The organism is Saccharopolyspora rhizosphaerae (assembly GCF_003931915.1).
GTDB lineage: Bacteria > Actinomycetota > Actinomycetes > Mycobacteriales > Pseudonocardiaceae > Saccharopolyspora > Saccharopolyspora rhizosphaerae.
Window position 1 is genome coordinate 321,232 of the sequence record NZ_RSAA01000017.1, and the last position, 24,312, is coordinate 345,543.

Here is a 24,312-nt window from a genome sequence, read left to right on the forward strand (position 1 = left end):
TCACGAAAAGGTCACCACTGCGGGGGACACCGATGTCACGATGGGTGCATGACCGAACCACAACCGGCCACGCTGACCGCGACCAGGCACGGATACCAGGTCGACGTGGTGTGGACCGGTAACACCGGCGAGGGCACCACTTCCTACCGCAGCTACGAGCGCACCCACGAAGTGCGCGCCGTCGGCAAGGACTCCATCGACGCCTCCGCCGACCCCGTCTTCCTGGGGGACGCGGACCGCTACAACCCCGAAGAACTGCTGGTCGCCTCACTGTCGCAGTGCCACATGCTGTGGTTCCTGCACCTGGCGGCCGACTCCGGCGTGGTCGTCACCGGCTACCACGACCGGGCTCGCGGCATCCTCGCCGAGAACGCCGACGGCACCGGCCAGTTCGAGGCCGTCGAGCTGGCACCCGAGGTCACCGTCTGCGACCGCGCGTCACTCGACGTCGCCGAGGCGCTGCACGAGCGGGCGCACGAGCTCTGCTACATCGCCAAGTCCGTGACCTTCCCGGTCCGGTGCACGCCGTCGACCCGCGTGGCGAACTGATCGGCGGCGGATCGATTCAGCAGCCGACGCGGCCGTGAGCTCGACGCATCCGTGATTGCGTGATCGCGCGCTCACGGCCGTTCGTCGGCGGCCTGCTGCGCACGTCGGCGAAGAATGCGCTGCCGGGCCTGGTAATCGCGCATCCGCTGCGGATATCCGACTTTCGCGACCTCGTAGAGCGGAACACCGAGCCGGCTCGTGAAGCGACCGGCCGCCGCCGGGGACGCCACGCGGCGCCGCGTCCACTCCCCGTCGTGCGCGATGAGCAGCAGCGTGGTCTCGGTGACCAGGGTGCGGGGTTCCAGGTAGCCCTCGACGCCGCGGCGCTGCGCAGCCCAGTCCCGGAGGTGATCGGTGTCCGCGGAAGTGGCGCGCCTCCCGGTACCGGAACGGCGGCCGCGGAACCGGTCGAAAATTCCCACCGCACTGCCCTCCCCGATGCCGTTCCAGGCTGGTCGGGTTCGATTTTGCCACCGTGAACACGTGCTGAGTGTGAAAAGAGGCTGAGAATGCGCGGCAACGGTGTGATCGCGGCGTCGAATGCAGCACAGATCACCCGGCCCACCGCGCATCGGCCGGTCGGGTGGTGACAAGATGGCCTGTGGTGTGCATGACCACCACAGGTCACGCAACCGCCTGCAAGTCAATGACGCCCTGTCGAGGAGTGCGAAGTGACCGACACGTCCGCCGATCTGGTCATTCTCGGCGGCGGTTCGGGCGGCTACGCCTGCGCTTTCCGCGCGGCCGAGCTCGGCCTGTCCGTCGTCCTCATTGAAAAGGACAAGCTCGGTGGGACCTGCCTGCACCGAGGTTGCATTCCGACCAAGGCCCTGCTGCACGCGGCCGAGGTCGCCGATTCCACCCGAGACGCCGACCAGTTCGGGGTGCGTGCGGCCCTCGAAGGCATCGACATCGACGGTGTCAACAAGTACAAGGACAACATCGTCTCGGGCCTGTACAAGGGTCTGCAGGGCTTGGCCAAGGCCCACAAGGTGAACCTGGTCGAAGGCGCGGGCACGTTGGTCGACGCCAACACCGTCGAGGTCGACGGCACCCGCTACACCGGCAAGAACGTGGTGCTGGCCACCGGTTCGTACTCCAAGACGCTGCCCGGCCTGGAGCTGGGCGGCCGCGTGATCGCCAGCGAGCAGGCGCTCAACCTGGACCACGTCCCGAACAAGGTGGTCGTGCTCGGCGGCGGTGTGATCGGCGTGGAGTTCGCCAGCGTCTGGGCCTCCTTCGGTGTCGAGGTCACCGTCGTGGAAGCGCTGCCGCACCTGGTGCCGAACGAGGACGAGTTCGCCTCCAAGCGCCTGGAGCGCGCCTTCCGCAAGCGCGGCATCAAGTTCAAGACCGGCGTGAAGTTCACCGGCGCCACCCAGAACGACAACGGCGTGTCGGTCAGCCTCGAGAACGGCGAGACCTACGACGCCGACCTGCTGCTGGTGGCCGTCGGCCGCGGCCCGAACACCGCCGGTCACGGCTTCGAAGAGGTCGGCGTCACGATGGAGCGCGGCTTCGTCCGCACCGACGAGCGGCTGCGCACCAACGTGCCGGGCGTCTTCGCCGTCGGCGACATCGTGCCGGGCCTGCAGCTGGCCCACCGCGGCTTCCAGCAGGGCATCTTCATCGCCGAGGAGATCGCAGGCCGGAACCCGCAGCCGATCGACGAGGCCGGCATCCCGCGCGTGACCTACTCCCACCCCGAGGTCGCCTCGGTGGGTCTGACCGAAGCCGCAGCCAAGGAGCAGCACGGCTCGGTGGAGACCTTCACCTACGACCTGGCGGGCAACGGCAAGAGCCAGATCCTCAAGACGCAGGGCGCGGTCAAGCTGGTCCGCGCGACCGACGGCCCGGTCGTCGGCCTGCACATGGTCGGCGACCGCGTCGGTGAGCTCATCGGCGAGGCGCAGCTGATCTACAACTGGGAGGCGCTGCCGGAGGACGTCGCTCCGCTGGTCCACGCCCACCCGACCCAGACCGAAGCCCTGGGCGAGGCCCACCTCGCCCTGGCCGGCAAGCCGCTGCACGTGCACGGCTGAGGCAGCCGCACCCAGCGACAGACAGCCGCACCCCGCCACACCCACGAGGAGTCAGCAACAGATGGCCTTCTCCGTTCAGATGCCGGCGCTCGGCGAGAGCGTCGCCGAAGGCACGATCACCCGGTGGCTCAAGCAGGAGGGCGACACCGTCGAGGTCGACGAACCCCTGCTCGAGGTCTCCACCGACAAGGTCGACACCGAGATCCCGTCCCCGGCCGCCGGTGTGCTGCAGCGCATCGTCGCGCAGGAGGACGACACCGTTGAGGTCGGTGGTGAGCTCGCAGTCATCGGCGACGCCGGTGAGGCGCCCGCGGCTCAGTCCACCGGTTCCGCTCCGGCGGCCGAGTCCGCGCCCGCCGAGGAGTCCGCTCCGGCCGAGCCGGAACCGGCTCCGGCCGCCGAGTCGGCTCCCGCCCCGGCGGCCGAGCCCGCGTCCGCTCCCGCCGGAGGCGCGCAGGGCACCGACGTGACCATGCCCGCGCTGGGCGAGAGCGTCGCGGAAGGCACGATCACCCGTTGGCTCAAGCAGATCGGCGACTCGGTCGAGGTCGACGAGCCGCTGCTGGAGGTCTCCACCGACAAGGTCGACACCGAGATCCCCTCCCCGGCGGCGGGCACGCTGCTGGAGATCGTCGCCGGTGAGGACGACACCGTCGAGGTCGGCGCGAAGCTCGCCGTGATCGGCGCCGAGGGTGCCTCGGCTCCAGCCGCCTCCGCCCCGGCCGCCGCGGAGCCCGAGCCGGCCCCGGAGCCCGAACCGGCTCCCGAGCCCCAGCAGCCCTCGGAGCCCGCGCCCGCCCCGGCCGCCTCGGCTCCGGCCTCGGCTCCGGCGGCACCGGCGCAGCCCGCTCCGGCTCAGGAGGAGGCCCCGGCCAACGGCGGTGGCGCTCCCTACGTGACCCCGCTGGTGCGCAAGCTGGCCAACGAGCACGGCATCGACCTGACCGACATCAAGGGCAGCGGTGTCGGCGGCCGGATCCGCAAGCAGGACGTGCAGGCCGCGATCGACGCCAAGCAGGCCCCGGCCCAGACGGCCCCGGCGGCCCCGGCGGCTCCGTCCGCACCGGCCGCCCCGGCTGCGGCCGCCTCGGGCTCGGCCCCCGCGGTCGAGCCGTCGGAGGAGGCCAAGGCGCTGCGCGGCACCACGCAGAAGATGTCGCGGCTGCGGCAGCTGCTGGCCCGCCGCATGGTCGAGTCGCTGCAGACGGCGGCCCAGCTGACCACGGTCATCGAGGTCGACGTCACCCGCATCGCGCGGCTGCGCGAGCGCGCCAAGAGCAACTTCGAGGCGGCCGAGGGCGTCAAGCTCTCGTTCCTGCCGTTCTTCGCCAAGGCCGCGGCCGAGGCGCTGAAGTTGCACCCGAAGCTGAACGCCTCGATCGACGAGGAGAACAGCTCGATCACCTACCACGGTGCCGAGCACCTCTCCGTCGCGGTGGACACCGAGCGCGGTCTGGTCTCCCCCGTCATCCACGACGCGGGCGACCTCAACCTCGGTGGCCTGGCCCGCAAGATCGCGGACCTGGCGGCGCGCACCCGCAACAACAAGATCAAGCCCGACGAGCTCTCCGGTGGCACCTTCACCATCACCAACACCGGTAGCCGGGGTGCGCTGTTCGACACGCCGATCCTGAACCCGCCGCAGGTGGGCATGCTCGGCACCGGCACGGTCGTCAAGCGGCCGGTCGTGGTAGCCGACGAGAACGGCGGCGACACGATCGCCATCCGCTCGATGGTCTACCTGGCGCTGTCCTACGACCACCGCCTGGTCGACGGCGCCGACGCCGCCCGCTTCCTGAGCACGCTCAAGCAGCGCCTGGAAGAGGGGGCCTTCGAGGCCGACCTCGGCCTCTGAGCCGAGGTCGCAGGACTGAGGCGAGGAGCGGCCGCTCACCGGTTCCGGTGGGCGGTCGCTCTTCTCGTCTCCGGAGGGCTCGCACCCGACCTGCCGGTGCGGCACGATGCCGGGCATGCGCGTGGTTGTCGCCGGTTCGTCGGGGTTGATCGGTACGTCGCTGGTGGCCGGGCTCCGGCGGGCCGGGCACGACGTGGTGCGGCTGGTCCGGCGCCTGCCCGCCGCCGCGGACGAACGCGGCTGGGACCCCGGCACCGGCGAGCTGGACGCCGACGCCCTGGAGGGCGCCGACGCGGTGATCAACCTCAGCGGTCCGGGCATCGGCGACCAGCGCTGGACCCCCGAGCGCAAGCGGCACCTGCTCCAGGCCCGCGTGCGGGCCACCGAGGTGATCGCGAAGGCGGTGGCCGAGTCCGGCGTTCCGGTGCTGGCCAACGCCTCGGCGGTCGGCTACTACGGCGACACCGGATCTCACCCGGTCACCGAGACCTCGCCTCCCGGTGCGGATTTCCTGGCCGGGTTGTGCCGGCGTTGGGAGGCCGCGACCGCTCCGGCCGTCGCGGCCGGAGCACGGGTCGTGCTGCTGCGCAGCGGCCTGGTGATCGCCCCGTCGGGAGGTCTGCTCGGCAAGCTCGAGCCGCTGTTCACGTTCGGGCTGGGCGGGCGGCTGGGCGCCGGGAAGCAGTACATGCCGTGGATCTCGCTGGAGGACGAGGTGGCCGCGCTCCGCTTCGCGGTGGAGACCCCCGACATCTCAGGTCCGGTGAACCTCACCGGCCCGGCCCCGGTCACCAACGCCGAGTTCACCCGCGCGCTCGGCGAGGCCCTGGGTCGCCCGGCTCCGTGGATCGTGCCGGGTTTCGCGCTGCGCCTGATCATGGGCGAGCTGGCCGACACGGCGCTGACCGGCCAGCGCGCGATGCCGACCGTGCTGGAGGCCCACGGGTTCAGCTTCCAGCACCCGACGCTCGGTGCGGCCCTGGCCGCGGCTACCGGGAAGTAGCCGACCTTCGGCTGGAAGGCGGTGCGCGAGGCGTAGCCTGACGCCGTGAGTCGTGCCAACACTTCGTGTCGCACCTCGGCCGAACCGATGGCCGTGCGCCACCTGGGAACCATCGATTACCTGGACGCCTGGGACCTGCAGCGCGAGCTGGCCTGCGGTCGCGTGGAAGGCGAGAACCCGGACACCCTCCTGCTGCTGGAGCACCCCTCGGTCTACACGGCGGGCAAGCGGACCCAGCCGGAGGACCGTCCCACCGACGGCACGCCGGTCATCGACGTCGACCGGGGCGGCAAGATCACGTGGCACGGCCCCGGTCAGATCGTCGGCTACCCGATCGTGCAGCTGACCGACCCGATCGACGTCGTGGACTACGTGCGCCGCCTCGAGCAGGCGTTGATCCACGTCTGCGACCGGTTCGGCTTGGACGCCGGCCGGGTCGAGGGCCGCAGCGGCGTGTGGTTGCCCGCGGTCGACGGGCGCCCGGAGCGCAAGATCGCCGCCATCGGCATCCGCGTGCAGCGCGGCGTGACGATGCACGGGCTCGAGCTCAACTGCAACGCCGACCTCCGCGAGTTCGAGCGGATCGTCCCGTGCGGCATCGCCGATGCCGGGACCACGTCGCTGTCGGCCGAACTGGGCCGCGACGTGCCGGTGGGCGAGGCGTACCCGCTGGTCGAGCAGGCCGTGCAGGACGCGTTGGACGGCCGCCTGGGACTCACCGAGCGCAACATCCCGCGCAGCCGCCCCGCCGCTGCGGGCGTCACGCTGGCACTGGACCCGAGCTTGCGCTGACACACCTGACTCCACTCCTCTAGTATTCCGGAACAACGGAGAACTGGAGGAGTGGCATGTCGCTGTCCCGTCGAAGCCTGCTCGCCGCCGCCGGAGCCACGGCTCCCCTGCTGCTGACCCGCCCCGCACACGCGGCCCCACCGGACCTGACCACTCCCGAGGGGTGGCTGTCCTGGATCGCCGCTCACCGCGACCAGCTGAGCGTGGTGCTCGACGACGGTCGCGGCGGCCGGCTGCACCACCGCGCGGACCTCGCACGACCGCTGGCCTCCGCGGTGAAGGTGCTGCACCTCGCCGCCTACGCCGACGCGGTCGCGGCAGGCCGGCTCGACCCCCGCGAGCAGGTGCGGGTCGGTGACTGGGAGCGCTACTACGTGCCCACCGACGGGGGCGCTCACCCCGCGAGCTTGCGCCACCTCGGCGTGCCGCTCGACGAGAACGGCCTGCACGCGGCGGATCCCCAGCACCGGGTGGCGCTCGACGACCTCGCAGCGGTGATGATCTTGTTCAGCGACAGCGCCGTGCCGGACCTGCTGCGCGACCGGCTGGGTGCCGACGCCGTGGCCCGGGCCGCGACCGTGCGCGGCTGGCCGGACGCCGACGTGCGGTCGTTCTCCGCCGAGCACCTGTTCCTGGCACTGCCCGAAACCGCGCCTCCTGCAGGACTTCCCGTCGACGCGCGGCGGGCCTGGGGTTTCGCCCTCGAACAGCGGTACCGCGACGATCCGGCGCTGCGCGCGGAGGCGGTGCGGCGGCTGGAAGCCGGTGTGCCCGGCTACCCGGCGCAGGTGGTGTGGGCGTCGGCAACCTCGGCCGGATCCGCCGAGCAGTTGGCCGCGGTGCACCGCGCGCTCAGCACCGGAGGCGGTCTCGCGCGGGAACACCTGGAGCGTCCGCTGGCCGGTTCCCTGCCACCGGGTGTGCTCGGCATCGGACTCAAGGGCGGCAGCCTTCCCGGTGTGCTGACCAGCGGGATCTCGGTGCGGCGGGAGGACCGGACGCTGGGCTGGGGCGCACTGCTGGCGCACGGCGACATCAACGCCGAGCAGCTGAGCACCGGTGACCCCGGACTTCCGCTGCTGCTGGCGATCGAGGACGCGCGCTGGCGGGACCGGCTGGCGGCGGCGCTGGGTCGCTGAGGCAAGCTCGTCGCGTGGACTTGCAACAGCGCGTCGAAGCCCTCGAAGCCCGCGTGGCCGCTCTGGAAGCCGGGCGCTCCGCGGATGCGGAGCCCGCCGAGCCGAGCGGTGGCCACCTGCGCTACGAGGGCCACCTGACCGAGCCCGTCGAGCTGGACTGGAGCATCCAGGTCGACCCCGCCCGGGTGCTCGACCTGCCCGACGGTCCGCGCACCGACGTCCTGGCCGCGCTCGGCCACCCGGCCCGCGCGGCCATCGTGCGGCTGCTGGCGACCCGGGGTCCGCAACCGGCGGCCGCTCTGCACGAGGCCGCCGAGCTCGGCTCGACGGGCCGCCTCTACCACCACCTCAAGGCCCTCACCTCGGCGAACCTCGTCGAGCAGGACAAGCGCGGCTCCTACCGCCTGCGCCCGCAGGCCGCCATCCCCGCCCTGCTGCTGCTCACCGCCGCCTCGGACATCGCCGACCAGCTCCGCTGACGCGCCAAGCCGGCGCATCGCCGCGAGTCACCCGTTGAGGGGGTGGTGAGACATGTCGCGCGAGATGTCTGCCCACCCCCTCAACGGGTGACGAGCGCGCTGAGTCCTGCGCCTGGAGCGGCGCGATCGTGGTCCGCGCTACGGCCGCCTGGTGGGCAGGGCCGCGCGGAGGACTTCGGCGAGGTGGACGGCTCGGCGAGAGGTGCCTTGGGCGATCTGGGTGCGGCAGGAGAAGCCGTCGGCGAGGACCAGCGCCTCCTCGCCCGCCTGGCGGACCTTCGGGTAGAGCTCGCGTTCGGCGCAGGCCTGGGAGACCTCCCAGTGGCCCGGTTCGAAGCCGAAGTTGCCCGCGAGACCGCAACACCCGGCCGAGATGACGTCCGGGTCCACGCCGAGCCGCGCCAGCAGCGACCGGTCGGGCTCCCAGCTGCCCTTGGCCTCCTGGTGGCAGTGGACCTGGGCGATCGCCTCGACGTCGAGCCGCTCGAACGGCAACGGCCCGCCGTGGGCGGCGACGAACTCCGCGAACGTGCTGGTCTGCGCGGCGAGCCGTTCGGCCCGCGAGTCCCCGGGCAGCAGCTCGATCGCCTCCTCGCGCAGCTGGACCGTGCAGGACGGCTCGAGCCCGATCACGACGCGGCCGGCGTTCAGGTGCGGCGCGAGCGACGCCAGCGAGCGGGCCAGGACCTCCCGGGCCGTGCCGAGCTGACCGGTCGAGTGCCAGGTCAGACCGCAGCAGACGCCCCCGTCCGGGAGCACCACGCGGTACCCCAGCGCTTCCAGGACTTCCACCGCCGCTTCGCCGACCTCGGGGCTCAGGTAGTTGGTGAAGGTGTCCGGCCACAGCACCACCGTCTCGCCCCCGCGGGCGTCACGGCGCCGCAGCCGACGGGCCAGCGACGGGGACGCGAAGCGGGGGACGTCCCGCCGCGGCTCGATCCCGCCCAGTCGTTTGACCACCGCCAACACCGGCCGCATGGCCAGCAGCAGGTTCACCAGCGCAGCAAGGCCGGGAACCGCCGACACCAACCGGGTCCACACCGGCAGCCAGCCCATCGACCAGTGCGCCCTCGGCCGCCGCCGGCCGCTGTAGTGGTGGTGCAGGAACTCGGCCTTGTAGGTGGCCATGTCGACGTTGACCGGGCAGTCGGTGGCGCAGGCCTTGCACGACAGGCACAGGTCGAGCGCCTCCAAGGCCTCCGACGAGCGCCAACCGTCCACGACGGACTCACCGCGCAGCATCTCGGCCAGCACCCGCGCCCGCCCGCGGGTCGAGTGCACCTCGTCGCGGGTCACCTTGAACGACGGGCACATGCTGCCGGTGTCGAGCTTGCGGCAGGCGCCGACGCCGACGCACCGGTTCACGGCCGCGGAGAACGACCCCCGGTCCCGGCTCAGCGCGTGCACCGGGGTGACCTCCAGCGACCGGTGCCCCGGGCCCGGACGCACCCCGACGTCGAGCGGCGCCGGATCCACCAGCACCTCGGGGTTGAGCACCCCGCGCGGGTCGAAGACCTGCTTGAACTCGTCGAAGCAGGCACGTGCCTCGCGGGAGTACATGTGCCGCAGCAGTTCTGAGCGCGCCCGCCCGTCGCCGTGCTCGCCCGACACCGAACCGCCGTGGGAAGCGACCAGCCGGGCGGCTTCGGTGATGAACGAGCGGTACGCGTCCAGCCCGGACTCGGTGCCCAGCTGGAAGTCCACCCTCAGGTGCAGGCAGCCCTCGCCGAAGTGCCCGAACGGCACCCCCCGCAGACCGTGGGAGTCCAGCAGCGCGTAGAGGTCTCGCAGGTAGGCGGCCAGGTTCGCGGGCGGGACGGCGGAATCCTCCCACCCGGGCCACGCTTCACCGCCGTCGGCCAGGCGCGTGACGATGCCCGCGCCACCTTCCCGGATCCGCCACAGCTCCCGGGTCCGGTCGGGGTCGGTCACCACCAGTGAGTCCGCCCCGTCGATCCGCGAGACCGCCAGCCGCCCCAGCTCGTGCGCACGCCGCTCCGCTTCCTCCTGGGTCTCGCCCCCGGCCTCGCAGTACAGCCACGCGTGACCGTGGGGCAGTTCCTCGTCGGCGTCCTCCCGGCCGGGCCGGGAGCGCAGCGCCGCGAGCAGGTCTGCACCCATGCCCTCGACGGTCAGCGCTCCGGCTGCCGCCAGTTCGGGTGCGACTGCGGCCGCCCGGTAGACGTCCGGGAAGCCGATCACCGCGAGCGCTCGCGCAGCCGGGACGGGAACGAGGCGGACGGTGGCCTCGGTGAGGACCCCGCAGGTGCTCTCGCTGCCGACCAGGGCCTTGGCCAGGTCGAACCCGCGTTCCGGCAGCAGGTGCTGGAGCCCGTACCCGGAGACCTGGCGGCTGAACCGACCGAGCTCGGTGCGCAGCACCGCGAGGTTGCTCGACACCAGTTCCCGCAACCGCGCGTCCAGCTCCGGGTCGTCGCTGCCGGTCGCGGTGGCGCTCATCGCGGAGCCGTCCGCGCGGATCACCCGCAGTGCCACGACGTTGTCAGCGGTGGTGCCCCACACGACCGAGTGCGCGCCGCAGGCGTTGTTGCCGATCATGCCGCCGATCGTGCAGCGCGAGTGGGTGGAGGGATCAGGCGCGAAGGTCAGCCCGTGCACCGCGGCGGCGGCTCGCAGGTCGTCGAGCACGACGCCCGGCTGCACCCGCGCGGTCCGGGCCTGCGGGTCGATCTCCAGGATGCGGTCCATCCGCCGCGAGAAGTCCAGCACCACACCGGATCCGATGGCGTTGCCCGCCACCGACGTCCCGCCGCCTCGCGCGGTCACCGGGGTTTCGGCGTCGGCCGCCGCCCGCACGACGAGGGCGACGTCGGCCTCGGTCTCGGGCTCGACGACCGCGAGCGGCACCCGCCGGTAGATCGAGGCGTCGGAGGCGTAGGCCGCCAGGGCGGTCCGGTCGGTCCGCACCTTGCCGGGCAGCGCTGCGCCGAGCTCCCGCTGCAACGACCCCGCGTCCACGTGCGACACCACGACCTCCCACCGCACCCGCGGGACGACCCGCCCCGCCGGTTGCACCGCTGACACCACCTGCACCGCGCGCTCGAGCCCGAGGCTCGAGCACCGGCGGGAACCCTATGTTCGCGGCATCAGGCGGGGAACCCCCGCGCCCCCGGTGTGGTGCGCGGCCCCTGGCGGAACCGCGCACCGCGCAGGAGGTCTCACAGCTGCGGGGCGACCCGCTCGGCGACGAGGTCGAGGTGGTCGAGGTCGGTGAGGTCGAGAACTTGCAGGTACAGCCGGCTGATGCCGGTGCGCTGCCGCCAGGTCCCGATCGTGTCGACGACCTCGTCCGGGGTTCCGGCCAGACCGTTGGCGCGCAGCTCGTCGACCTCTCGGCCGATCGCTTCCGCACGGCGGGCGAGCTGGGCCTCGTCCTCACCCACGCACAGCACCAGAGCGGCCGACCGGACGATCTCACCGCTGTCGCGGCCGATCTCCTCGCAAGCCGCGTCGACGCGCTCGAACTGCGCGGCCGCGGTGTGGACGTCGGCGAACGGCACGTTGAACTCGTCCGCGAACCGCGCGGCCAGCGCCGGCGTGCGCTTCTTGCCCCCGCCCCCGATCAGCACCGGCGGGCGCGGGCGCTGGGCAGGCTTGGGCAACGCCGGGGAGTCGGTGAGCTGGTAGTGCTTCCCGTCGAAGGAGAACGTCCGTCCCTCCGGGGTCTCCCACAGACCGGTGATGATCTCCAGCTGCTCGGCGTAGCGGTCGAACCGCTCCCCCAGCGCCGGGAACGGGATGCCGTAGGCGGTGTGCTCCTCCTCGTACCAACCGCTGCCCAGTCCGAACTCGACGCGACCGCCGGACATCTGGTCGACCTGCGCGACGGCGATGGCCAACGGTCCGGGCAGCCGGAACGTGCCCGCCGTCATCAGGGTTCCCAGCCGGAGGCGGCTGGTCTCGCGGGCGAGGCCGCCGAGCGTCACCCAGGCGTCCGTCGGGCCGGGCTCACCCGACACCGACCCCATCTTCAGGTAGTGGTCGGAGCGGAAGAACGCGTCGTAGCCGGTGTCCTCGGCGCGCTTGGCGACGCGCAGCAAGTCGTCGTAGCTCGCGCCCTGCTGGGGCTCGGTGAAGATCCGCAACGTGAAGTTCGCTGTCACGACCCCCGAGGGTAGAAGCTGTGCACGGATGCGGCGCAGCCACTGCTCGCCGCGAGGCCGCGCACCGGGCACGTGCGTCCGGCACGAGGCCCTCCCCCGCCGAGGCGGTCAGGACAGGCGGAGGCCGTTGAGCACCCGCTCGACGCACACCGCGATGTCGGCGCGCTCCTGCATCGGCGAGGAGGAACCGGCGATCGCGGTCGCCCCGGCCGACAGGGCACCGAACATGATCCGCGCGAGGGCGTCCACGGGCAGGTCATCACCGATCTCGCCGGAGGACACCAGGTTGGCGACGACCGCGCGCAGCACCCCGAAGGTGTAGGCCTCCTCCGCCTCGCGCCAGCGGTTCCAGCCCATCACGGCGGGCCCGTCCTGCACGACGACGCGCTGGTATGAGGGCTCCAGGCAGACCTCGAGGAAAGCCCGCAGCCCGGAACGGGTGGCCTCCCACGGGTCTTCGGAGTCCGACACGACCTCCGACAGGCGCGCGACGACCCCCGCCTCCACAGCGCTGAACGCGGCCTCGAAGAGCGCCTGCTTGCCGCCGAAGTGGTGGTACAGCGCCCCTTTGGTGACCCGCGCCCGCTTGGCGATCTCGTCCAGCGACGTCTGCGAGTACCCGTGCTCGGTGAAGAGGTCCACAGCCGAATCCACCAACGCCTGCCGGGTTGCTTCGGAGTACTCGACGCGTCGGGGACGGGCTGTAGGCATGTTCACAACCTTATGACATACCGACGGTACGACGCCGTGCTACCGTGGGTGCGGGACATACCGACAGTATGTCCCGCACCTGGGGTATCCCCGAAACCTGGAGGAGCGCCATGAGTTGGAACGACTTCTACCAGCGGCAACAAGCGTTGGCCGAGGTCCTCGACAACGCTCGCCGCGACCTCGCCGCGGCTTTCGCAACCGTTCCAGGACCGTTCCGCGACGTCGACGAGCTGCTCGCCGCGCTGCACCACAAGTGGATGCAGCAGCTGACCGGGCGGGTCGACGTCGCGCTGACCGACACCGAGAGCGCTCCGCACGGCGACCGCGTCGAAGCGGTCACCCGCGCGTGGCGGAACGCCGCGAAGGAGAACTCCGGCTTGCGCGCCGCGCTCGACGTCCACGCCGACCACCCCGCGCTGGACGAGCCCACCGCGCGCGAGCACCGGGTGCTCGCGGTCGCCGCAGGCCTCGCCGAGGAGCACGAGCCGCCGCACGACATCGCTCGCGTCGGCCGCGCGTTCCTCCAGCTCCTGCGGGCCACTCCCGATCCGGAGCAGCAGGCCCGACCCAGCCGGCTCCGCAAGCTCATCCCGAGCTTCTGATCACTCCGCGGGGCGCTTCTCGTCCCGCGGTCACAGCTCCGGTAGTGCCGGCTTGCTCCACTGCAGGGCGTGGTCCGCGGTGAGCGCGCGACGCTCCCGGATCGACGGAGCCACGCCCCGCACCCGAGCGCGCAGGTGCGGCACACCGCTGCTCACCAGCTCCACCGGCCACGGCAGCAGGTGGACCAGCCGCAGCAGCAGGACCACCGGCGACAGGGCTAGCTGCACCGCGGCCTCCAGCAGCGCCAGGAGCAGCAACAACCCGGCCCACAGCAGGAACGGCACCGCGATGAGGAACGAGATCGGATCATCGCCGCCGCCGTCCGGCAGGGAGTCGAGGGCGTCCTCGAACGACGTCTTCCGTCGCCACAGGAACCACCTGCGCCGCCCGTAGGGGCTCAGCGCCCGCACGCGCCACCGCCACCGGGAGTCGCCGACCTCCACCCGGGTCACGTCGGAACCGCGCAGCAGCGCCTGCAGCTCCGACCGCGAGGCCTCGCGGTCGAGGTGCTCGCGCAGTGCACGCCGGAGCCGCCGCGCGGCGCCCAGTCCGGCCACCCGCACCACCGCGACCAGCTCCCCGCGGCCGCGCACCTCGACCCGCCACCGCAGACCCGACGCCCGTGCGACCAGCGCGCACGGCAGCACCACGGCGATCACGAGCAGCTCCGCGACGCAGGCCACCAGCGCGATCACCGCCACCGGGAGCCACAGGCCGCGCAACGCGATCGAGACCGGCCCTTCGCTCAGCCGCGGCCACCGGTCCAGCACCGGCCGCGTCCGGACCACCCGCGTCCACGGTGAGACCCCGAGGCGCACAGACCAGCTCTTCGACACGGCTGTGCAGTATGCCCGGTTCGCGTCCGGCCCGATCAGCATTCCGCACAGCCGGCAGCCCGAAGGTGACAGCCATCACGACCTGCGCGAATGTCCGCTGATCAGCCGCCACGCCCTTGACCACGACCGGGGGTGGAGGGCGTAGCCTGGGCCCGTGACTGTGGCGCCTGAGGGTCGCAAGCTGCTGCGGTTGGAGGCCCGCAACAGCCAGACTCCGATCGAGAAGAAGCCGTCGTGGATCAAGACCCGCGCGCGGATGGGTCCCGAGTACAAGGAGCTCAAGGGACTCGTCAAGCGCGAGGGGTTGCACACCGTCTGCGAGGAGGCGGGCTGCCCGAACATCTTCGAGTGCTGGGAAGACCGCGAGGCCACCTTCCTCATCGGTGGTGACCAGTGCACCCGGCGCTGCGACTTCTGCCAGATCGACACCGGCAAGCCGGCCCCGCTGGACACCTCCGAACCGCGCAAGGTCGCCGAGTCGGTGCAGGCCATGGGCCTGCGGTACTCCACGGTCACCGGTGTGGCCCGCGATGACCTGGACGACGGCGGGGCGTGGCTCTACGCCGAGACGGTCCGCCAGATCCACAAGCTCAACCCGGGCACCGGTGTGGAGCTGCTGATCCCGGACTTCAACGCCGACCGCGAGCAGCTCGACGAGGTCTTCAGCTCCCGGCCGGAGGTGCTGGCGCACAACCTGGAGACGGTGCCCAGCGTGTTCCGCCGGATCCGCCCCGGCTTCCGCTACGAGCGGTCGCTCGAGGTGATCACCCTGGCGCGCGACGCGGGCCTGGTCACCAAGTCGAACCTGATCCTGGGGATGGGCGAGACGCCCGACGAGGTGCGCCCGGCGCTGCAGGACCTGCGCGACGCCGGCTGCGACATCATCACGATCACCCAGTACCTGCGCCCCAGCCCGCGGCACCATCCGGTGGACCGCTGGGTCAAGCCGGAGGAGTTCGTCGAGCACACCCAGGCCGCGGAGGAGATCGGCTTCCCGGGCGTCATGGCCGGACCGCTGGTCCGCTCCAGCTACCGCGCCGGCCGCCTGTTCGCCAAGGCCACGGTCCACCGCGGCATGCCGCTCCCGGACAACATGGCCCACCTCGCCGAAGCCGGCACAGCAGCCCAAGAGGCCAGCACCCTCCTCAACCGCAGCTGACGGAACAGCAGTGGACAAGGAGGGGCGCTCCCGGCGGGAGCGCCCCTCCTTCCTGCGCACCAGCCCCCTGGGCAGGCGACCGGCGAAGCCGGTCCCGCACCACCGCACCTGATCAACCGGCACGCCGCGGGTTCTGACACGTCGTCTGGGAGGACGGCCGCAGCGCCGCGCATCGGCGTGCTCGGGTCGCCGATCCGGAGCCAGAAGGCGTGTCAGGTTCCGCTACCCGCACCGCTACGCAGCACGAGCGCAGAGCTCCACCAGCGGACCTCAACCCACCGGCCACCGGGACACATCTCGATCACGCCACCGAGGACGCGCCTACAACCCCACAGACCAGAGCCGTATCCTGAGGGGCATGGCCAAGCAGGACAAGGCCGCCAAGAAAGAGGCGGCCAAACAGCGACGTCAGGCTTCCGTGGGCCGCGTCAAGCAGATCTTCGAGGCGTTCAAGATGCAGCGCCGGGAGGACAAGCTCCTCCTGCCGCTGATGCTCGGGGCGTTCGTCGGTGTGACCGTCGTGGTCTTCCTGCTGGGCATGATCTGGGGCCTGCACTGGGTGTTCTTGCCGGTGGGTCTCGCCTTCGGCCTGCTCGCCGCCGTGATCATCTTCGGTCGCCGGGTCCAGGCGACGGTGTTCCGCAAGGCGGAAGGGCAGCCCGGGGCCGCCGGTTGGGCGTTGGACAACCTGCGCGGACGCTGGGTGGTCTCCCAGGCTGTGGCCGGCACCCAGCAGCTCGACGCGGTGCACCGGGTCATCGGTCGCCCGGGCATCGTGCTGGTCGGCGAGGGCACTCCGGGCCGGGTGAAGAACCTGCTCGCCCAGGAGAAGAAGCGCGTGGCGCGCCTGGTCGGTGACACGCCGATCTACGAGATCATGGTGGGCAACGAGGGGGACCAGATCCCACTGTCGAAGCTGCAGCAGCGGATCATGAAACTGCCGCGCAACATCGGACCCGCGCAGATCGACAACATCGAGAGCCGGTTGTCCGCGCTCGCCAGCCGCGGCAACGCCATGCCCAAGGGGCCGGTGCCGCAGGGCGCCAAGATGCGCAACGTGTCGCGCGCGATGCGCCGCGCCAAGTGACGCCGAACGACTCACGACGGAACGGGCCCGAGGACCTCATCCCCGGGCCCGTTGCAGTTCCGCCGCTCAGCGCCGCAGGACGAGGGTGCCGGTGAGCCGGTCGTGCCAGGAGCGGCCGTTGAAGTCCCAGATCACCGCGGGGACGACGAGCACGGTCAGCAGGGCGCGCAGGACAGCGCGCAGCGGACCGACCATGCCGGTGGAGTCCATCCGCGCGACCCAGATCTTGCACAGCGCCATACCGGGCGTCGCGCCGAAGAACGACACCGGCACGACCGTGATGACCAGCCAGGTCAGCAGGCTCCAGTCACCCGGGTAGGCCGGTGCGGTGAAGGCTGCGGTGATCATCGCGGCGAGCACGAGGTCCACCACGAAGGCCAGCAGCCGCTTGCCGAGCGGCGCGGCCGAGCCGGCCCCGGACTCGGGGAGCCCGATCTTCTCCCCGCGGTAGGCGGGCCTGTCATCGTTGGCCTGCTCACGCGCGTGGTTCACTGCGCTTCGCGGGCCGTCCAGCCAAGAGCCGAGGACATTTCGCACGTCATCCAGGGTACGCACCGCTCTCGGCACCCCGCCCAGAGCATCAACTTCGGCCGCGGGGTGTAACCGGGACCACCCGTTCGGGTGGCAGTTAACGCCCGCGAAACATTCAGGAGACGCCGGGGCAACACCGCTGACATACCGTGAGATCCGAGCCGGCGGCGACTGAACGACGTGGCACCGGTGAGCTGTACGACTGCATGAAGGAGCCACCGAGCTTGTTCAAGAATCCAGACGAGGTCCTCCGCTTCATCGCCGATGAGGACGTCAAATTCGTCGATGTCCGGTTCTGCGACCTGCCGGGCATCATGCAGCACTTCACTGTGCCCGCCGGCGCGTTCGACGAGGACGCCTTCACCAACGGCCTTGCCTTCGACGGCTCCTCCGTGCGCGGCTTCCAGTCGATCCACGAGTCCGACATGCTGCTGCTGCCGGACCCCTACACCGCGCGAGTGGACCCGTTCCGCGAAGAGAAGACGCTGATCCTCAACTTCTTCGTGCACGACCCGTTCACGCTGGAGCCCTACAGCCGCGACCCGCGCAACATCGCGCGCAAGGCCGAGCAGTACCTGGCCGAGTCGGGCGTGGCGGACACCGCGTTCTTCGGTGCCGAGGCCGAGTTCTACATCTTCGACGAGGTGAAGTTCGGGGAGGCCCCGAACAAGACCTTCGCCGAGGTCGACTCCGTCGAGGGTTGGTGGAACACCGGCCGCGACGAGGAGGGCGGCAACCGGGGCTACAAGACCCGGATGAAGGGCGGCTACTTCCCCGTCTCCCCGTACGACCACTTCGCGGACCTGCGCGACAAGATGGTGCGGCAGCTGCAGGACTCGGGCTTCACCATCGAGCGCGCGCACCACGAGGTCGGCACCGGCGGCCAGGCGGAGATCAACTACAAGTTCAACACGCTGCTGCACGCGGCGGACGACTTGCAGCTGTTCAAGTACATCATCAAGAACACCGCCTGGGACAACGGCAAGACCGTGACGTTCATGCCGAAGCCGCTGTTCGAGGACAACGGTTCGGGCATGCACACGCACCAGTCGCTGTGGAAGGACGGCAGCCCGCTGTTCTACGACGAGGCCGGTTACGCCGGTCTGTCGGACACCGCGCGCTACTACATCGGCGGCATCCTGCACCACGCGCCGAAGCTGCTGGCCTTCACCAACCCGTCGGTGAACTCCTACCACCGCCTGGTCCCCGGCTACGAGGCCCCGGTGAACCTGGTGTACTCGCAGCGGAACCGCTCCGCCTGCATGCGCATCCCGATCACCGGCTCGAACCCGAAGGCCAAGCGCGTCGAGTTCCGCTGCCCGGACCCGTCCGGCAACCCGTACCTGGCGTTCGCCGCGATGATGATGGCCGGTCTCGACGGCATCAAGAACAAGATCGAGCCGGCTGAGCCGATCGACAAGGACCTCTACGAGCTCCCGCCGGAAGAGGCCAAGAACGTGCCGACCGTCCCGACCTCGCTGGCCGAGGCGATCGACAACCTGGAAGCCGACCACGACTTCCTGCTCGAGGGTGGCGTGTTCACCCCGGACCTGGTCGAGACCTGGATCCGGTTGAAGCGCGAGGAGGAGATCGACCCGATCCGCCTCCGCCCGCACCCGCACGAGTTCGCGCTGTACTTCGACGTGTGAGTCGATGACCAGCCACAACGGCCCGCCGGTTCGCCGGCGGGCCGTTGTCGTTCATGCCCACCAGTGCTATGAACCGCTGTTCCCACGACTGCGGCGATAGCCGCTGTTCCCGGCGCGGGACTCCCGCCGCAGGCTTCGGTGGCGAGGACGCCGCGACTCCGTGCACCGGGTCTGGCGCACGGAGTCCCGGGAGCCGCTGTGGTGTGCCTTCCGGACCCGACCCGCCACGGAGAGGCAAACCCGGACCGGAGCCGGTGGTCACATCCCTTGCCACGGGGTCAGCGGCGTTCCGGTCGCGCCGGGCCGGAAGCGCAGGAGCGCACCCGCGTAGGGGTCCGCGGTGAGGGCGGGTTCGTCGTAGCCGAAGCACGCCGAGGTCACGTACAGCTCCTCCAGCCGCGAACCGCCGAAGGCCAGGCCGGTGACGCGACGGGTGGGTGCCCACAGGACCGTCTCCAGGTCCCCGCTCGGGGAGTAGCGGTGGATCCGCCCGGACCAGTGCATCGCGGCCCACACGCAACCGTCGGAGTCCACCGCGATGCCTTCCGGGTTGCCTTCGGTCTCCGCGCAGACGACCCACTTGCGCCCGGCGTAGGCGCGGGCGCGCTGGGCGTCGTAGTCGTAGGTCCAGATGGTGCGCAGGTCCACCACGTACATCCGGCTGCCGTCCGGGCTCCACGCCACCCCACCGGGCGCGGTCAGCCCGTCGAAGAGCAGGCGGGCGCGGTGGCCCTCCAGGACGTAGCAGCCGCTGGCGCGCAGGTCGGAGGAGTGGGTGAGGGTGCAGGCCACGAAACGGCCGGCCGGGTCGCAGCCTCCGGCGCTCATCCGGTCGCCGTTGCGCACCTGCACGACCGGTTCCAGACCGGAGCGGCCGAGGTGCACCCGCGAGAAACCGCCGTCGGCCGCGGCGATGAGCTGTCCCTGCCGCGTGGTGCCCAGCGCGGTGACCTTGCCGGGGAGCACGCGGACTTCGTCGACACCGGTGCCGCGGTAGTAGGTGTGCAGTTCGCGGCGCAGAAGATCGACCCAGTACACGCAGTTCTGGGCGGACATCCACAGCGGGCTGGTCCCGCAGAGCGCCTGCCGGTCGACGAGCAGCTCGAAGTCCTCGGACATCCCGTCCCCCATCCCGACCGCGGTGCCGTGATCAGGCTAGGGACCCGTTCGAGGCCCGGGGGACCGCCGACCGGCGGGTTTCCACACCCACCCGCCCTGATCGAGGTCTGAACCACTCGACCGGCCCAGTTCCACGGCCCCAGGTCGGGGTCAGTCCTCGTAGAAGACCTGCTCGACGACGTTCCTGGCGTGCCGGGTCACGCGCAGGTAGTCGTCGACGACCTCGCCGGTGTCGACGTCGGCCGGATGTCCGAGGGCGGCGGCCACCGCGACGCGCTCCTGCGCGTTCTTGGGCAGCTGGTCGCCCGGCTTGCCGCGCACCAGCATCACCGCGTTGCGGAACCGGGTCGCCAGCGTCCACGCGTCGATCAGGTGCTGGACGTCCGACTCGCTGAGCAGCCCGGCGTCGGCCGCGGCGCGCAGGCCGTCCAGCGTCGACGTCGTGCGCAGAGCCGGGACTTCGTGGGCGTGCTGCAGCTGCAGCAGCTGCAGCGTCCACTCCACGTCCGCCAGGCCGCCGCGACCGAGCTTGGTGTGGGTCGCCGGATCGGCACCGCGCGGCAGTCGTTCGGCGTCGACGCGGGCCTTGATCCGGCGTATCTCGCGCGTCTTGGCCTCGTCGAGACCGCCCTCCGGGTAGCGGATCGGGTCGATGACGCGGCAGAACCGCTCCCCCAGGTCCGCGTCACCGGCCACCGCCCGGGCCCGCAGCAACGCCTGGAACTCCCAGGGCTCACCCCAGCGCCGGTAGTAGGAGAGGTAGGAGTCCAGCGTCCGCACCAGCGGTCCCTGCTTGCCCTCCGGGCGGAGGTCGATGTCGACCTCCAACGGCGGGTCCTGGCTCGGTGCGCCCAACAACCGGCGGACCTGCTCGACCACGGTCTTCGCGAACTTCAGCGCCGTCGACTCCTCGGCGTCGCCGACGGGTTCGCAGACGAACATCACGTCGGCGTCCGAGCCGTAGCCGAGCTCAGCGCCGCCGAGCCGCCCCATCCCGATCACCGCGAGCCGAGCCGGGACCTCGCCCTCCCAGCGCGAGGCGATGTCCCGCACGCACACGTCCAGGGCCGACTCCAGCACCGCGACCCAGATGTTCGACAGCCCGTGGCACACCGTGTCGAGCTCCACCAGGCCCAGCAGGTCGGCGCAGGCTATGCGGAGCAGCTCGTGGCGCCGCAGCGACCGCGCGGCCGCGGCCGCGCGCTGCGGATCGGTGTAGCGGCCGACCGTGCTGCGCAACGAGATCGCCGCTTCCTGCGACCCGCGTTCCGCCAGCGCGGGTGTGTCGGCCAGCAGCCGCAGCACCTCGGGAGCGCGGATCAGCAGCTCCGGCACCAGCTTCGACGTGCCCAGCAGTTGCGCGAGCCGCTCGGCCACCACTCCCTCGTCGCGCAACAACCGCAGGTACCAGGGGGTTTCGGCCAGCGCTTCGGACACCTTGCGGTAGGCCAGCAGGCCCCCGTCGGGGTCCGGGGTGTTGCCCAGCAGGTCCAGCAGCACCGGCAGCAGCGCGCCCTGGATGCTTGCCCGGCGCGAGACTCCTGAGGTCAGCGCCCCGATGTGCCGCAGCGCTCCCTGCGGCGAGGTGTAGCCCAGCGCGGCGAGCCGTTCGGCGGCGGCCGACGTCGTCAGCCGCATCGCCTCCGTCGGCACGTTCGCGACCGCTTCCAGCAGCGGCCGGTAGAACAACTTCTCGTGCAACCGCCGAACCCGCTTGGCGTGCCTGCGGAACTCGGCCACCAGCGCCTGCGCCACCGAGTTCCGCCCGCTGGAGCGCAAGCCGACGGCCCGCCCGAGCACGCCCAGGGCTTCGGAGTCGTCGAACTCCGGCATCAGGTGGGTCCGTCGCAGCTGGCGCAGCTGCAGCCGGTGCTCAACCGTCCGCAGGAACCGGTACGAGTCGATCAGGTCGGCGGCGTCCGCCCGTGCCACGTAACCGCCGTCGCCGAGCGCACGCAACGCTTCCAGGGTGGACGACGACCGCAGCGATTCGTCGCTGCGCCCGTGCACCATCTGCAGCAGCTGCACCGCGAACTCCACGTCGCGCAGCCCACCACGACCCAGTTTCAGCTCGCGCTCCGCCAGGTCCGACGGCACGTGCTCCTCGACCCTGCGCCGCATCGAGCGCACGTCCGCCACGAAGTTCTCGCGCTCGGCCGCCGTCCACACCATCGGCCGCACCGCGTTGAGGTACCGCACGCCCAGCTCGGCGTCACCGGCCACCGGACGTGCCTTCAGCAACGCCTGGAACTCCCACGTCCGGGCCCAGCGCCGGTAGTAGTTGAGGTGCCCGTCGAGCGTGCGGACCAGCGCACCCGCCTTGCCCTCCGGGCGCAGGTTGGCGTCGATCTCGAAGAAGGCCGGTCCGACGACCCGCATCATCGTGCTCGCCAACCGGGTTCCGGCGGCGATGTCGGCTTCGCTGTCGGCCACGAACACCACGTCGACGTCGCTGACGTAGTTCAGCTCCCGGCCACCGCACTTGCCCATGGCGATGACCGACAACCGCGGCACCTCGTCGATCCCGCCGTTGCGCAGCTCAGCCACGGCCACTGCCAACGCCGCCCGGAGCGCCGCGACGGCCATGTCGGAGAGCATCTCCGCGATCTCGTCGTACGGCACCGCCGGCAGGCTCGGCTCGGCGATGGCGCCCAGGTCGCGCGCGGCGACGTCGAGAAGCAGCGCCCGGTAGGTGGAGCGGAGCGCTCGCACGGCCTCGTGCCCCTGCACCTGCGCGACAGGTCCGCCCTCGGTTCCCGGCTCGCCGTCGCCTTCTGCGCCGACGGCCTCCAGCAGTGCCGCGCTCCACTCGTCGATGGTTTCCGGTGGCGTCGCCTCGGACGTCAGGCGGGTCCAGTCGCCGGGGTGCGCGACCAGGTGGTCTGCGAGCGCCGTGGATTCCCCGAGGACGCTGAACAGCCTGCCGCGCAACCCGACGTCCTTCGTCAGCGCGTCGGCGAGCCGCCGCCACTGCCCCGGTTCTGCTTCCTGCAGCCGGTCCAACGAGTGCAAGGCCAGATCGGGGTCAGGCGTGCGCGACAACGCGGCCAGCAGCGGCTCGGCACCACCGGGACCGCGGTCCGACCACCAGCCCAACCTCGTCAGCTGCTCCTCGGCGCGGTCGGTGTCGCTGAACCCGAACCGGGCCGTCGACGGCACCGAACCGGACCGGGTGGACTTGCTGTTGGCCATGACCGAACCGTAGCCCGCTGCGCACCTCCGCGTGAGGCCACCTGCACGAGGTCACGCCAGCGGGAGGAACCTGCTCGCCTTCCGCTCCTCCGGAGGCGTGGCGACGATGCGCACGAACCGCTCCGCCACGGGTTGCCAGGTCTCGGCGAGATCGGCGTGGAACTCCTCGAGGTGTTCCGGGTCGAGCTGCCCCGGTCGCGCGGTGGCCGCCATCTCCGGCGACGTCCGGGCCCACTCGAGGACCACCTCGGGTGTGGTCTCGATGTGGAACTGCAGGCCGTAGGCGCAGTCGCCCAACCGGAACGCCTGGTTGTCGCACTTCGGTGAGGAGGCCAGCAGCTGCGCCGAGGGCGGCAGCGTGAACTCGTCACGGTGGAACTGCACGACGTCCGGCGTCAGCGGGAGCGGGCCGAGCAACGGATCCTCGGCGGCGACATCGCGCTTGGCCACCAGCAGCGTGCCAACTTCAGGACCGCTCCGGCTCGGCCGGACCTGCCCACCGGTCGCCGCGGCGAGCAGCTGCGCACCGAGGCAGATCGCCAGCACCGGCATGCGTTTGGCCACCGCACCGCTGAGCATCGTCCGCACGTCGGCGAGCCATGGGAAGTCGACGTCGTCGTAGGCGCCCATCTCGCCGCCGAGCACCACCAGGCCGTCGTAGTCCTCCACGCTCGGCAGCGCTCGCTCCGCCGGCAGGACGACGTCGAGTTCGGCACCCGCGTCGGTCAGCCAATCGCCCAGGGCACCAGGAGGATCGATGCGCGACGGCTGCACCACCAGGATTCGAACACCGCTCATGGCACGAGCCTACGGGCCACCACTTCGATCGCTCAACGCACACAGCAGACGCACATCCCCCGAGCTAATCCCGCACAGGCCAGACCCGACGTTCGCCCCGAAACCGGGGTCAACGAACTGGTCCTGACCCACCGCGAAGGCGTCCACCGAGGTCTGGTGAGACGCATGAGAGAGCGCACGAAGCGAAATGATCGCACAGGTGAGGCGAAGGGTTCGCCAGTCCCGAGGGACGGGGAGCGATCGTGACGGGATGGCAAGACGGCGTGACCACCCGTACCGGAGCTGGGCAAGCGGTCGTCGAGGGCGACCTCAACGCCCATCACCTGCGAACTAATCCACACCGAAAGCGGGGAATCCGGGTCGCTACACAAAGCGCCCGGTACAGCCGCGTCCGAGAACGAGCGCAGGCCTGGCGCGCCACGAGGCCGCTGATCGGAAGACGACACCATCCGACACCACGAAAAGTGCGACAGGCAGATTTGCGCGGAACCGAGCATGTGTCGATCCAGCGGCTCGAAAGGTCGAGCTCGTGGCTGGAAAAGGGGCATGAAAAAAGGGGCGGGGCAGAAGGTTCTCACCTTCTGCCCCGCCCCACCAAGGTATGTGTCGGCGGTGTCTTACTCTCCCACACCCTGTCGAGTGCA

20 protein-coding genes are annotated in these 24,312 nt (G+C 71.2%); 11 read left to right on the forward strand and 9 right to left on the reverse strand.

Translation table 11 applies throughout. The annotated features are described in order from the left end of the window. The first annotated feature begins 48 nt into the window (after positions 1 to 48). The gene (locus EIL87_RS19625) at positions 49 to 549 is read left to right on the forward strand and encodes an OsmC family protein (RefSeq protein ID WP_125092011.1); all 501 of its coding nucleotides are present in this window, start codon (positions 49 to 51) and stop codon (positions 547 to 549) included. A 71-nt stretch (positions 550 to 620) separates the two neighbouring features. Here the strand turns inward: EIL87_RS19625 and EIL87_RS19630 are convergent, their stop codons facing one another. After that, complete coding sequence (locus tag EIL87_RS19630) at positions 621 to 971, reverse strand: oxidoreductase (RefSeq protein ID WP_125092012.1); 351 nt, start codon at positions 969 to 971, stop codon at positions 621 to 623. A 249-nt stretch (positions 972 to 1,220) separates the two neighbouring features. On the opposite strand from EIL87_RS19630, the gene lpdA reads away from it, so the two are divergent. The 6 genes from lpdA to EIL87_RS19660 all read left to right on the forward strand — a co-directional run bounded on the left by lpdA (position 1,221) and on the right by EIL87_RS19660 (position 7,859). Then, positions 1,221 to 2,591, forward strand: coding sequence for a dihydrolipoyl dehydrogenase (gene lpdA / locus EIL87_RS19635; RefSeq protein ID WP_125092013.1), 1,371 nt, complete (start codon positions 1,221 to 1,223; stop codon positions 2,589 to 2,591). A 61-nt stretch (positions 2,592 to 2,652) separates the two neighbouring features. Next, positions 2,653 to 4,446 carry a 2-oxoglutarate dehydrogenase, E2 component, dihydrolipoamide succinyltransferase gene (gene sucB, locus EIL87_RS19640; RefSeq protein WP_125092014.1) on the forward strand — a complete coding sequence of 598 codons (1,794 nt, stop codon included), beginning with the start codon at positions 2,653 to 2,655 and terminating at the stop codon, positions 4,444 to 4,446. Positions 4,447 to 4,561: 115 nt separating this feature from the next. Next, entirely contained in the window at positions 4,562 to 5,449 is an 888-nt protein-coding gene (locus EIL87_RS19645; RefSeq protein WP_199740508.1) for a TIGR01777 family oxidoreductase, read from the forward strand. A 45-nt stretch (positions 5,450 to 5,494) separates the two neighbouring features. Next, positions 5,495 to 6,241, forward strand: coding sequence for a lipoyl(octanoyl) transferase LipB (lipB, locus tag EIL87_RS19650; RefSeq protein ID WP_125092016.1), 747 nt, complete (start codon positions 5,495 to 5,497; stop codon positions 6,239 to 6,241). A gap of 56 nt (positions 6,242 to 6,297) precedes the next feature. After that, positions 6,298 to 7,380 carry a serine hydrolase gene (locus EIL87_RS19655; RefSeq protein ID WP_125092017.1) on the forward strand — a complete coding sequence of 361 codons (1,083 nt, stop codon included), beginning with the start codon at positions 6,298 to 6,300 and terminating at the stop codon, positions 7,378 to 7,380. Positions 7,381 to 7,394: 14 nt separating this feature from the next. Beyond that, entirely contained in the window at positions 7,395 to 7,859 is a 465-nt protein-coding gene (locus EIL87_RS19660; protein WP_199740509.1) for an ArsR/SmtB family transcription factor, read from the forward strand. Between the two features lie 138 nt (positions 7,860 to 7,997). On the opposite strand, the gene EIL87_RS19665 is transcribed toward EIL87_RS19660, so the two are convergent. The 3 genes from EIL87_RS19665 to EIL87_RS19675 form a co-directional block, all read right to left on the reverse strand. Then, a complete protein-coding gene (locus EIL87_RS19665) occupies positions 7,998 to 10,838 on the reverse strand; it encodes an FAD-binding and (Fe-S)-binding domain-containing protein (RefSeq protein WP_199740518.1) in 2,841 nt (946 codons plus the stop codon). Positions 10,839 to 11,038: 200 nt separating this feature from the next. Beyond that, positions 11,039 to 11,983 carry an LLM class F420-dependent oxidoreductase gene (locus tag EIL87_RS19670; protein WP_125092019.1) on the reverse strand — a complete coding sequence of 315 codons (945 nt, stop codon included), beginning with the start codon at positions 11,981 to 11,983 and terminating at the stop codon, positions 11,039 to 11,041. A gap of 108 nt (positions 11,984 to 12,091) precedes the next feature. Next, the gene (locus tag EIL87_RS19675; protein WP_125092020.1) at positions 12,092 to 12,694 is read right to left on the reverse strand and encodes a TetR/AcrR family transcriptional regulator; all 603 of its coding nucleotides are present in this window, start codon (positions 12,692 to 12,694) and stop codon (positions 12,092 to 12,094) included. Positions 12,695 to 12,804: 110 nt separating this feature from the next. Here EIL87_RS19675 and EIL87_RS19680 point away from each other — a divergent pair, with 110 nt between their 5' ends. Beyond that, positions 12,805 to 13,296, forward strand: a complete 492-nt coding sequence (locus EIL87_RS19680) for a hypothetical protein (protein ID WP_125092021.1) — start codon at positions 12,805 to 12,807, stop codon at positions 13,294 to 13,296. A gap of 30 nt (positions 13,297 to 13,326) precedes the next feature. On the opposite strand, the gene EIL87_RS19685 is transcribed toward EIL87_RS19680, so the two are convergent. Beyond that, the gene (locus tag EIL87_RS19685) at positions 13,327 to 14,085 is read right to left on the reverse strand and encodes a hypothetical protein (protein WP_125092022.1); all 759 of its coding nucleotides are present in this window, start codon (positions 14,083 to 14,085) and stop codon (positions 13,327 to 13,329) included. Between the two features lie 202 nt (positions 14,086 to 14,287). On the opposite strand from EIL87_RS19685, the gene lipA reads away from it, so the two are divergent. Beyond that, positions 14,288 to 15,292 carry a lipoyl synthase gene (gene lipA, locus EIL87_RS19690; RefSeq protein WP_125092023.1) on the forward strand — a complete coding sequence of 335 codons (1,005 nt, stop codon included), beginning with the start codon at positions 14,288 to 14,290 and terminating at the stop codon, positions 15,290 to 15,292. 358 nt (positions 15,293 to 15,650) lie between these two features. Then, positions 15,651 to 16,379, forward strand: a complete 729-nt coding sequence (locus tag EIL87_RS19695) for a DUF4191 domain-containing protein (RefSeq protein ID WP_125092024.1) — start codon at positions 15,651 to 15,653, stop codon at positions 16,377 to 16,379. Between the two features lie 66 nt (positions 16,380 to 16,445). Here EIL87_RS19695 and EIL87_RS19700 read toward each other — a convergent pair whose 3' ends face one another. Further along, positions 16,446 to 16,871 carry an RDD family protein gene (locus tag EIL87_RS19700; protein ID WP_233576387.1) on the reverse strand — a complete coding sequence of 142 codons (426 nt, stop codon included), beginning with the start codon at positions 16,869 to 16,871 and terminating at the stop codon, positions 16,446 to 16,448. A gap of 263 nt (positions 16,872 to 17,134) precedes the next feature. On the opposite strand from EIL87_RS19700, the gene glnA reads away from it, so the two are divergent. Beyond that, on the forward strand, positions 17,135 to 18,559 hold the full coding sequence (gene glnA, locus EIL87_RS19705) for a type I glutamate--ammonia ligase (RefSeq protein ID WP_125092026.1): 1,425 nt from the start codon (positions 17,135 to 17,137) through the stop codon (positions 18,557 to 18,559). A gap of 258 nt (positions 18,560 to 18,817) precedes the next feature. Here glnA and EIL87_RS19710 read toward each other — a convergent pair whose 3' ends face one another. From EIL87_RS19710 to EIL87_RS19720, 3 genes are all read right to left on the reverse strand, one after another. Continuing rightward, complete coding sequence (locus tag EIL87_RS19710) at positions 18,818 to 19,678, reverse strand: SMP-30/gluconolactonase/LRE family protein (protein ID WP_125092027.1); 861 nt, start codon at positions 19,676 to 19,678, stop codon at positions 18,818 to 18,820. 150 nt (positions 19,679 to 19,828) lie between these two features. Then, positions 19,829 to 22,870, reverse strand: a complete 3,042-nt coding sequence (locus EIL87_RS19715) for a bifunctional [glutamine synthetase] adenylyltransferase/[glutamine synthetase]-adenylyl-L-tyrosine phosphorylase (protein ID WP_125092028.1) — start codon at positions 22,868 to 22,870, stop codon at positions 19,829 to 19,831. Positions 22,871 to 22,921: 51 nt separating this feature from the next. Continuing rightward, entirely contained in the window at positions 22,922 to 23,668 is a 747-nt protein-coding gene (locus EIL87_RS19720) for a type 1 glutamine amidotransferase (protein ID WP_125092029.1), read from the reverse strand. Positions 23,669 to 24,312: the final 644 nt, after the last annotated feature.

Bases quoted from the DNA above. Each gene is read 5' to 3' on its own strand.
- EIL87_RS19625 (WP_125092011.1), top strand. From the start codon at position 49: ATGACCGAACCACAACCGGCCACGCTGACCGCGACCAGGCACGGATAC.
- EIL87_RS19645 (WP_199740508.1), top strand. From the start codon at position 4,562: ATGCGCGTGGTTGTCGCCGGTTCGTCGGGGTTGATCGGTACGTCGCTG.
- EIL87_RS19680 (WP_125092021.1), top strand. From the start codon at position 12,805: ATGAGTTGGAACGACTTCTACCAGCGGCAACAAGCGTTGGCCGAGGTC.
- EIL87_RS19720 (WP_125092029.1), bottom strand. From the start codon at position 23,668: ATGAGCGGTGTTCGAATCCTGGTGGTGCAGCCGTCGCGCATCGATCCT.
- EIL87_RS19655 (WP_125092017.1), top strand. From the start codon at position 6,298: ATGTCGCTGTCCCGTCGAAGCCTGCTCGCCGCCGCCGGAGCCACGGCT.
- EIL87_RS19715 (WP_125092028.1), bottom strand. From the start codon at position 22,870: ATGGCCAACAGCAAGTCCACCCGGTCCGGTTCGGTGCCGTCGACGGCC.
- sucB (WP_125092014.1), top strand. From the start codon at position 2,653: ATGGCCTTCTCCGTTCAGATGCCGGCGCTCGGCGAGAGCGTCGCCGAA.
- EIL87_RS19675 (WP_125092020.1), bottom strand. From the start codon at position 12,694: ATGCCTACAGCCCGTCCCCGACGCGTCGAGTACTCCGAAGCAACCCGG.
- EIL87_RS19695 (WP_125092024.1), top strand. From the start codon at position 15,651: ATGGCCAAGCAGGACAAGGCCGCCAAGAAAGAGGCGGCCAAACAGCGA.
- EIL87_RS19710 (WP_125092027.1), bottom strand. From the start codon at position 19,678: ATGTCCGAGGACTTCGAGCTGCTCGTCGACCGGCAGGCGCTCTGCGGG.